Annotated in this window: 6 protein-coding genes; 4 read left to right on the plus strand and 2 right to left on the minus strand. The window is 40.3% G+C overall.

Annotated features, from left to right (window positions below; genetic code table 11):
* On the plus strand, positions 1–687 hold a 687-nt coding region (locus VF500_RS15305), incomplete at its 5' end, for an AraC family transcriptional regulator (protein ID WP_330860498.1).
* Positions 688–831: 144 nt separating this feature from the next.
* Here VF500_RS15305 and VF500_RS15310 read toward each other — a convergent pair.
* Positions 832–1527 (minus strand): ankyrin repeat domain-containing protein, encoded by a 696-nt coding sequence (locus VF500_RS15310; protein ID WP_330860499.1) that lies wholly within the window; start codon positions 1525–1527, stop codon positions 832–834.
* A gap of 12 nt (positions 1528–1539) precedes the next feature.
* The gene (locus VF500_RS15315; protein ID WP_330860500.1) at positions 1540–1968 is read right to left on the minus strand and encodes a DUF1801 domain-containing protein; all 429 of its coding nucleotides are present in this window, start codon (positions 1966–1968) and stop codon (positions 1540–1542) included.
* 88 nt (positions 1969–2056) lie between these two features.
* Here VF500_RS15315 and VF500_RS15320 point away from each other — a divergent pair, with 88 nt between their 5' ends.
* The 3 genes from VF500_RS15320 to VF500_RS15330 all read left to right on the plus strand — a co-directional run bounded on the left by VF500_RS15320 (position 2057) and on the right by VF500_RS15330 (position 4272).
* Positions 2057–2518 carry a nuclear transport factor 2 family protein gene (locus tag VF500_RS15320; protein ID WP_330860501.1) on the plus strand — a complete coding sequence of 154 codons (462 nt, stop codon included), beginning with the start codon at positions 2057–2059 and terminating at the stop codon, positions 2516–2518.
* A 368-nt stretch (positions 2519–2886) separates the two neighbouring features.
* Complete coding sequence (locus tag VF500_RS15325) at positions 2887–3552, plus strand: response regulator transcription factor (RefSeq protein ID WP_330860502.1); 666 nt, start codon at positions 2887–2889, stop codon at positions 3550–3552.
* A 213-nt stretch (positions 3553–3765) separates the two neighbouring features.
* Positions 3766–4272, plus strand: coding sequence for a hypothetical protein (locus tag VF500_RS15330; protein WP_330860503.1), 507 nt, complete (start codon positions 3766–3768; stop codon positions 4270–4272).
* The last annotated feature ends 88 nt before the right edge of the window (positions 4273–4360 follow it).

Consider the following 4360-nt stretch of genomic DNA (forward strand, 5'->3'; position numbering starts at 1 on the left):
TTAAAAGTCAATAAAGACAATTGTTACTCAGCTTATGCCGAAAGCTTAAACACCAATATATTATTCAATAACAACAGTACTCTTTTGGCAATCTGCCTCGATGAATCATTTATTGAAAGATTATCAGCCCAGGGAACTTTGCCGGCTGATGTAAAAAAACATTTTAACCAGTTCATCAAAAAAGAACTGAGTGCAAAGGCACAATCCATCAGCAAAAATATTTTAGACGATAACCAAACCCCTTATATAAAACGCCTGTTCCTTGAAGCCGGCATAGTAGATTTATTGATCAAACTGTATCAGCCAGAGGAAATGACATCCAAACCGATTTTTAATGATGCTGACAAAATGCGTTTACTGGAAGCCAGGAATATCGTAGAGCAAAATCTAAAACATCCCTGCTCTTTGATCGAGTTATCACGCAAAACCGGGCTTAACGATTTTAAATTAAAGAAGGGATTTAAAGCCTTATTCGGCAATACCGTTTTTGGTTACCTGGCCGAACTCCGGATGAACACGGCCTATAAACTGCTTAAAGATGGCCGCACCGTTAGCGAAGTTGCCGAAACCGTGGGTTATAAAAACGCGCATCACTTTACAGCCGCGTTTAAAAAACACTTTGATATGCTGCCAAGCAAGGTTAGCAAACTGATGATGCTATTGATGGGATGCCTGGCCTGGATGTAATATCGAGTTATACTTCCATCTTTTTGGCTGTAGAGACGCATCACATGCGTCTCCCGCATACAGATTAAATTCTCCGATATTGTGCATATCGGCTTTTCCTAAAGGAGACGCATGTGATGCGTCTCTACATAAGATCTTCACGAATCATTCCTTAAACAACTTCAAAATCCCTGTCTGACTATTCTGCTCTGCCAGTTTCTTAGCTGATATTCCCTGATTGTTCTCTTTGCTGAAATCGGCTCCAAACCTCAGCAGCAACCTGACCTGATCCTGCTTATACTTCCGTTTCACGGCATAAAAGAGCGCGGTATTACCATCTTTATCGGCAAAGTTTACATCTGCGCCGTTCTTTAAAAGCCACTCCGCAATTTCAAAGCGTTTCCAGTTGTATGCAGCCATGAACGGGGTGTCATTACCTATACCATTATCTGTTTGTGCCCCGTAACTTTTAAACAGATCCGCTGCTTCAACATCATTATACCAGGTTATGGCATACATGCAATGTTCGGGATTGGCCCCATTGGCTAACAGGTATTTATATAACAACTCATTTCTTCCCCGGGTATAAGCGTACCAAAGTGGTGTGGCCGGAAAAAATCCGCAGTCCTCTTTTATCCGGTGAACAGCATTAATATCCATGCCGTTTGCCAGCAATAATTTAAGCATGGTCAAGCTATCTCCGACTTGTGCAGGGCGTTTGGCAATTTCAATACCGCACAGGTAATGAAGGGCGTTTTTACCGTTGTCCTCAGCCCAGGCAAGCCATTTGTGATCCTTTTCGATCATCGCTTTAACAGCTTCAACGTTCAGATCTTTTACGTGCTGAATAAATTTGATCATGGCTTTCTCCTTTTATTTATCCAGCAAGGTCAACCAGGTTTTCACAGCATTTCGTAAAGCGTCTTCTTTCGCTGCTACTTCGTCCATATTGTGAAAAAAAGCAAGCCGACGGCCATCTGCATAGTCGCCGGTAAGCAACCCGGAAGTATCATTAATTTTGACACCCGAAGGGAATACCAGCCTGATACAATCTTTTTGGTATACGTTTGAAACAATAAGATATCTTTTATACTCTTTAGGGTCAAAAGGCTGCATCTCGCCGATATATAAAAAGCTTGGTGCATTCCATTTGATATGTTCACCTATTTCACTATCAACGCTAAGGATGATCTTCCTTAATGCCTCCAATACGTCCTTAAGCGGGTGATCCAACTTTTGCATATAGGCATCCACACCTGCCGAATCGGCAAGGACAATTGTTTTAACATTCTTGGCTTTCATCACAAAAGGAAATAAACTGGTTATAAGGCTTATCTAAAATTAAAAAAAACATACTTAATACCAAAGGAACCTTAAATAGTACCACAAAATGAGCCTCCATGATCTTAACTTTGGTACATCAAATCAGATTATTACCATCATGGAACAAAAGCTGCCACTACCTCCATTTAATTTTGAAACAGCCACTCAAAAAGTACAATTAGCCGAAGATGCCTGGAACAGCCAGGACCCGGCAAGGGTGTCATTAGCTTATACCATTGATACCGAATGGCGTAACCGCTCGGAATTTGTGAACGGACGCCAACAGGTGGTTGAATTTTTAACCCGTAAATGGCAAAAAGAGCTCGACTATAAATTAAAGAAGGAACTGTGGGCTTTTACAGACAACCGCATCGCCGTACGCTTCGAGTACGAATACCACAATGCCGAAGGCCAATGGTTCCGTGCCTATGGCAACGAGAACTGGGAGTTTGACGAAAACGGCCTGATGCAAAAACGCTATGCCAGCATCAACGACTTACCCATCAAAGAAGAAGACACGCGACTATAAAAATAAATAACCCATTATAAGAGCCGGCGGCTTTTACAATGGGTTAAACATCAATGTTAAAATAATTAAGTAAAAAGGTTTAGGGCTTCTCCTTAGTTTAGGTTTATATTTTTGAGCTAATTTTCTACATTCTTAAGCCTTTTCATGGCTATTGAATACTTCAACATTTTTATTTTTATCAGGGGTACAAATTTTAAAACCGGGAGTATTTCTTTAATATCTCAAATTTCGTTTAAGTGCAAAAAACTATAAAGGGTGTTTTCACCCTTTTTTAGCTTCAAAACAGGTAATAAAATAAAATAGAAGTATATTATTTTTCCTACTTTGCATTACAGTTAACACCAGTTAACAGATATAACCTATAATTAATGCAGACTTTAACATCAACCCCGCTTATTCAAATTGCCATTATTGATAACCATACATTGTTCAGGCAGGGGATGATCAGTTTGCTTGATGATTTTAAAGAGATCAGCATAGTTTTCGATGCCGAAAACGGCGAAGATATGATCAGCAAGCTTAAAAAATTCCCTTTGCCCGATATTATCCTGATGGACATTACTATGCCTGTGATGGATGGCTACCAGGCCACAGTCTGGTTACGCGAAAACCATCCAACTGTAAAAGTACTGGCGCTAAGCATGTCTGATGAGGATAAACCGATCATCAACATGCTCAAAAGCGGGGCCGTTGGCTATATGCTTAAGGAATCGAAGATTCGGGATGTAGTGTATGCGATGCAAACTATCCAAAAACATGGTTATTACCTTAATGAGCTGGTAAGCGGCAAATTACTGTACACCATGCAAAATAAAAATACACCCGCCGATAAATCGAAAGAGCTTACCTCCAATGAACTTACCTTTCTGAAGCTAAGTTGCTCGGAACTTACCTACAGGCAAATTGCCGACGAAATGAACTTAAGCCCTCATACTATCGATAACTACCGCGAATCATTATTTCAAAAGTTCGGGCTCAAATCCCGAACAGGCATGGTGCTTTTTGCTATAAAAAATCAGATCATAAGCGTTTGACAGCAATGAGATTGTCTCTTATTAGGTAACTGACACTTGCTACATTCCGTTACAAATGACAAATCGTTACGATATTTCGTCATTTCAAAGTCACATAAAAAAATATAACAAACTCATAATCAATAATATAAAAAACAGGCATTAGTATTGGTTAATCCCCGGTGTTTGCAAGCAGATCACCTTAAAAATATCATTAACCTTAAAATCACTATTATGCCAAATCATTTATCAACGTTCGGAGTTATTCATACGGCAATAAGCCTTGTGGGAGTTGCAATTGGTTTTATTGCCTTGTTTCAGGATGGAAAAATCAATCCTAAAACAACAAACGGCAGGCTTTATGGCATCTTCACCGTGCTGGCTTGTTTATCATCGTTCCTGGTCATGAAAACCGGTCACCTGAGCAGCGCCCACAACCTTTCATTCCTTATTTTAATATTGCTGCCTATAGTTTACTACGCCCCTTCCCTGCGCATTTTTGGTGGAAAGGCAGATTATGTACAAACCATAGGTATGACGGCCACGCTATTCTTTTCCTTGGTACCTGCCGTGGTTGAAACGCTCACAAGGCTCCCTGTTGAACAGCCCCTGGCCGAAGGGCCTGATTCCCCCGTTGTAAAAACGGGGCTTTTGATCATGTTGGTATTATTTGTAGCAGGTATGATATACCAGGCAATTAAACTGAAGAGCCAGCGTAAGGGTCTTACCCCTGCAATGTAAATTGTACCTGCCGATACTTATTAATATATTAACTGTCTGGGGCCTGCCTGTTTTTTACGGGCAGGAATTTTTTCTTGTTTCTGTAGTA

This window comes from Mucilaginibacter sp. (genome assembly GCF_036383575.1).
In the GTDB taxonomy this organism is placed as follows: domain Bacteria; phylum Bacteroidota; class Bacteroidia; order Sphingobacteriales; family Sphingobacteriaceae; genus Mucilaginibacter.